Raw genomic sequence first — 4,216 nt, 5'->3', positions numbered from 1 at the left:
GCGTTCTTCAACCTGGCGGCGGTCGGCCAGCCCGGCAAGCTGATCGAGATCGACGACACGGAGCGGATCTTCTCCAACCCGTCGGTCCAGGCCACGGAGGACTACATCTCCGGCCGCTTCGGCTGATCCGAACCCCTCGCGGTGCTGCATGGCGGTGCCACCGCGAGGCCGAAAGGGCCCGCCCCTGGCTCCCGGGGGCGGGCCCGTCGTCGTACCGCTTGCGCGCGCTTCCCGTCCGGCCGAGCCGGGTGGTGGACGGGCGCGGGCCGGGGGCCGGAGCCCCCTGGCAGGGCGTTACAGGAACGCCAGCTTCACCAGCCCGAACGACGCCGCGGCCACCAACGCCGCCGCCGGCATGGTGATGAACCACCCGAGGACGATGTTCTTGGCCACCCCCCACCGCACCGCGTTGACCCGCTTCGTCGCCCCCACGCCCATGATCGCGGACGTGATCACGTGCGTCGTCGAGATCGGCGCGTGGAACAGGAACGCCGACCCGAACATGATCGTCGCGCCGGTCGTCTCCGCCGCGAACCCCTGCGGCGGATCGAGCTCGATGATCTTCCGTCCCAGCGTCCGCATGATGCGCCAGCCACCCGCGTACGTGCCCGCCGACAGCATCACCGCACAGGCGATCTTCACCCACACCGGGATCGGATCGCCGTAGTCCTCGACATCGGCGATGACCAGCGCCATCACCACGATGCCCATCGTCTTCTGCGCGTCCTGCAGACCGTGCCCCAGCGCCATCCCCGCCGCCGACACCGTCTGCGCGATGCGGAAGCCCCGCTTGGCCTTGTGCGGATTGGCCCGCCGGAAGATCCACATGATCGCCGTCATCACCAGGTAACCGGCGAGCAGACCCACCACCGGCGACACGAACATCGGGATGACGATCTTCTCCAGCACCCCGTCCCAGTACACGGTCGTACCGCCGGCCAGCGCGGCGCCCACCATGCCGCCGAACAGGGCGTGCGAGGACGAGGACGGCAGCCCGAAGTACCAGGTGACCAGGTTCCAGACGATCGCGCCGACCAGCGCGGCGAAGAGGATCCCCATCCCCGTCGAGCCCTCGGGTGTCTGGATCAGCCCTTCACTGACCGTCTTGGCGACCCCCGACCCCAGGAACGCGCCGGCGAGGTTCATGACGGCCGCCATCGCGAGCGCGACCCGGGGGGTGAGCGCCCGCGTCGACACCGAGGTGGCGATCGCGTTCGCCGAGTCGTGGAAACCGTTGGTGTACGTGAAGAAGAGCGCGACCCCGATGGTCACGACCAGAGCGAAGGTGTCCATGGACCGGCCTCAGGACTCCTTGACCGCGATGGTCTCCACCGTGTTCGCCACGTGCTCGAAGGCGTCGGCCGCCTCCTCCAGTACGTCCACGATCTGCTTCAGCTTCAGCACCTCGATCGCGTCGTACTTGCCGTTGAAGAGGTGGGCCAGCAGCTTGCGGTGGATCTGGTCGGCCTGGTTCTCCAGGCGGTTGACCTCGATCCAGTATTCGGTGAGGCTGTCCATCGTGCGCAGGTGCGGCATGGCCTCCGCGGTCAGCTCCGCGGCCCGCGCCAGCACCTCGATCTGCTGCTCGACGCCCCGGGGCAGTTCCTCGATGTTGTAGAGGACGACCAGGTCGACGGCCTCCTCCATGAAGTCCATGATGTCGTCGAGGGACGACGCGAGGGAGTAGATGTCCTCGCGGTCGAAGGGCGTGATGAACGAGGAGTTCAGCTGGTGGAAGATCGCATGCGTGGCATCGTCACCTGCGTGTTCCGCGGCCCGCATACGCTCTGCGATCTCGGCCCGGGCGGAGGTGTCCGCCCCGAGCAGTTCCATCAGGAGTTTCGAGCCCGTGACGATGTTGTCCGCGGACGCGGCGAACATGTCGTAGAAGCTCGTCTCCCTGGGGGTCAGACGAAAGCGCACGTGGGGTCCTCGATATGCATCGGTTTCGGTCAGGCTGATGCTAGGCGCATCATCCGGCCACGACGAACGGGCCGTCCCCCAGTGTCGCCCATCAGGCAGAGTGATGAGTACGGGGGCGGTCCGCGGGCCGTATCCGGCCGCAGCGCACGGCAGTGGCCAACCATCCCCTACCCGGTAAAGTTCGGTACCATATACCCACCAGGGGTATATAACGCCCACCAGGACACCAGGAGGACGCGATGACGACCACCGAGACCGGCGCGAACGCGCCCTCCTCCCCGGACGTGACGGACATGACGGACGTGACCGCTGTGCCGGACGTGACGGATGTGACGGGCGTGTCCGAGGCGACGGACGGGACGGACGTCGTCACCGACCACGACCGCGGGATCCACGGCTACCACCACCAGAAGCAGGACCACCTCAAACGCCTGCGCCGCATCGAGGGCCAGATCCGCGGCCTGCAGCGGATGGTCGACGAGGACGTCTACTGCATCGACATACTCACCCAGGTGTCCGCCTCCACCAAGGCACTGCAGTCCTTCGCGCTGCAGCTGCTGGAGGAGCATCTGCGCCACTGCGTCGCGGACGCGGCCGTCAAGGGCGGCGACGAGATCGACGCGAAGGTCAAGGAGGCGACGCAGGCCATCGCCCGCATGATGCGGACCTGAGCGGCGCGGCCGGCGCCCACGGGCGGACGGGCCTATTCCTCCGGAGAGGACTCCGCCCGGGCCTCGGCCACCCGCAGCACCTCGTCGATGCTCTCCAGGCTGAGCCGTTCCTCGGCGGCGGAGGCGGCGATGATCAGCTCCCCGCACAGCTCGATCTCGGCGAGCGCCACGTGGTCCTGCACCGTCCCGCCCCTGAGCGGAGCCACGCGCCTCACCTCGTCTCTGCCGTCACCGGCTTCCTAGAGTAGGGAGCGGCCCACGCACCGCGCATGGCACGGAAGGGCTAGTTCAGGCCGGTCACTCCCCGGCCCGCTCTCCGGTCCCGCCCCGGCTCACTCCTCCGCGATCCGGCCCGCGTAGATGTCCTCCCCCTCGGGAAGCCGCACGTCGGCCGGCGCCCCGAAGTCGTACAGCAGCGTGGTCGAGGCGACCGCGACGGGCTTGTCCCCTCCCCCGTTCTCCCCGTTGACGAAACTGAACCGGTGCCGGACCTTGCGGATCCGCCCCTGGTCGTCGAGGTAGGCGTCGAACGGCACCTCGGCCGTGGCGAATCCTTCCGCCGCCGCGGCCAGCGGACCGCGGTTCGCGTCCGAGGCGTCCTGCGCGGCCGCCGCCAGGTCCGCCGTCCCCCGGTAGTGCCGCACCCGTGTCCCCGCGACCTCGGTCCGCCCCACGAACGTCGCCTCGCGCGTCCCGCGCAGCACCTCGGCGGCGGCGAACGGATCGGTGGCCCCGCCGGTGACGAGATTCCCGTCGGACAGCGTCCCGGTGTCCACGCGCACCCACTTGTCGGCGGGCACACCGGCCCCCCGGTTCTTCATGAACAGCGCCCCGGGAGCGAGCAGTTCGACGAGGGTCCGCCGCCGTACCGACTCCCCCGCCGGCTCCTGCGGCAGCAGCACCCTCAACCGCCCCAGCCGTTTGCGGTAGTCGTACACGCCCTCGCCCCGGATGGTCACCCGGGTCCCTCCGGTGACCATCTCCAGGGAGGTGCGCGCCTTGGAACTCCCGGCGTCCACCAGCGCGTCGGCGGCCCCGTGCAGCACCCGGACGGGATCACCGGCCGGAGCGCCCCCGGCCACGGCGTCGCTCCGCGTGCAGCCCGCGGACCCCAGACAGAAACAGCCCACGGCCCCGGCCGCGACCACCACGCCGACCGTCCGCCGGTACCGCTGCTGTCGTCGAGCCATCGTCCGCCTACCCCCGCTCCGTCCGACACGGGCCGTTCGTCGTTCCGGTTAACGACCGGTAGGAGACCCCGTCACGCCGACACGCCGGAGCGCTACGGTGGTCGTCGTGGCGCACCAGGACGACGAGGCAGACCCCGGCCGGCACAGCACGACCACCACCGAACAGGGCCCCTTCTGCGTGGCCCGCTGCACCTGCGGCTGGCGCGGCCCGGCCAGAAGGGCCAGAAGCCAGGCCCGCACAGACGCCGAGAACCACACGGGCGAGTGACCACGCCCTCCCACGCGACCGCGGGCAGCCGTGCCGCACCTCCGCCCTCCCGCGCGGGCAGTCGTGCCTCCCCCGAGCTCTCCGAGCAGGGGGTACCCCCGGGCGGCACGGGTGGGCGCGGCGGCACCCCGTAAGCGCCGGGCCGCACACCCCGCCCCGCACCG

At 70.3% G+C, this 4,216-nt stretch carries 6 protein-coding genes and 1 pseudogene; 3 read left to right on the top strand and 4 right to left on the bottom strand.

Annotated elements, in window-relative coordinates; all coding sequences use genetic code 11:
• A pseudogene (pstB, locus tag RIM90_RS30795) lies at positions 1 to 126 on the top strand (phosphate ABC transporter ATP-binding protein); the annotation flags it as partial.
• Between the two features lie 168 nt (positions 127 to 294).
• On the opposite strand, the gene RIM90_RS30790 reads toward pstB, so the two are convergent.
• Together RIM90_RS30790 and RIM90_RS30785 are read right to left on the bottom strand one after the other, a co-directional pair.
• Positions 295 to 1,293, bottom strand: coding sequence for an anion permease (locus RIM90_RS30790; protein ID WP_309064027.1), 999 nt, complete (start codon positions 1,291 to 1,293; stop codon positions 295 to 297).
• Between the two features lie 9 nt (positions 1,294 to 1,302).
• Positions 1,303 to 1,923 carry a DUF47 domain-containing protein gene (locus RIM90_RS30785; protein ID WP_184824033.1) on the bottom strand — a complete coding sequence of 207 codons (621 nt, stop codon included), beginning with the start codon at positions 1,921 to 1,923 and terminating at the stop codon, positions 1,303 to 1,305.
• Positions 1,924 to 2,162: 239 nt separating this feature from the next.
• Here RIM90_RS30785 and RIM90_RS30780 point away from each other — a divergent pair, with 239 nt between their 5' ends.
• Complete coding sequence (locus RIM90_RS30780; RefSeq protein WP_309064026.1) at positions 2,163 to 2,594, top strand: metal-sensitive transcriptional regulator; 432 nt, start codon at positions 2,163 to 2,165, stop codon at positions 2,592 to 2,594.
• 32 nt (positions 2,595 to 2,626) lie between these two features.
• On the opposite strand, the gene RIM90_RS30775 is transcribed toward RIM90_RS30780, so the two are convergent.
• Positions 2,627 to 2,800: a hypothetical protein gene (locus tag RIM90_RS30775; protein ID WP_375165620.1), complete on the bottom strand. Its 174-nt coding sequence runs from the start codon at positions 2,798 to 2,800 to the stop codon at positions 2,627 to 2,629.
• 126 nt (positions 2,801 to 2,926) lie between these two features.
• The gene (locus RIM90_RS30770; protein ID WP_309064024.1) at positions 2,927 to 3,784 is read right to left on the bottom strand and encodes a hypothetical protein; all 858 of its coding nucleotides are present in this window, start codon (positions 3,782 to 3,784) and stop codon (positions 2,927 to 2,929) included.
• Between the two features lie 106 nt (positions 3,785 to 3,890).
• On the opposite strand from RIM90_RS30770, the gene RIM90_RS30765 reads away from it, so the two are divergent.
• Positions 3,891 to 4,052: a hypothetical protein gene (locus RIM90_RS30765; RefSeq protein WP_309064028.1), complete on the top strand. Its 162-nt coding sequence runs from the start codon at positions 3,891 to 3,893 to the stop codon at positions 4,050 to 4,052.
• The last annotated feature ends 164 nt before the right edge of the window (positions 4,053 to 4,216 follow it).

Source organism: Streptomyces sp. (assembly GCF_031181555.1).
GTDB classification, from domain to species: domain Bacteria; phylum Actinomycetota; class Actinomycetes; order Streptomycetales; family Streptomycetaceae; genus Streptomyces; species Streptomyces fimbriatus.
The sequence above is the reverse complement of the archived record's forward strand: the minus strand, read 5'-3'. Positions and strand labels throughout refer to the sequence as shown.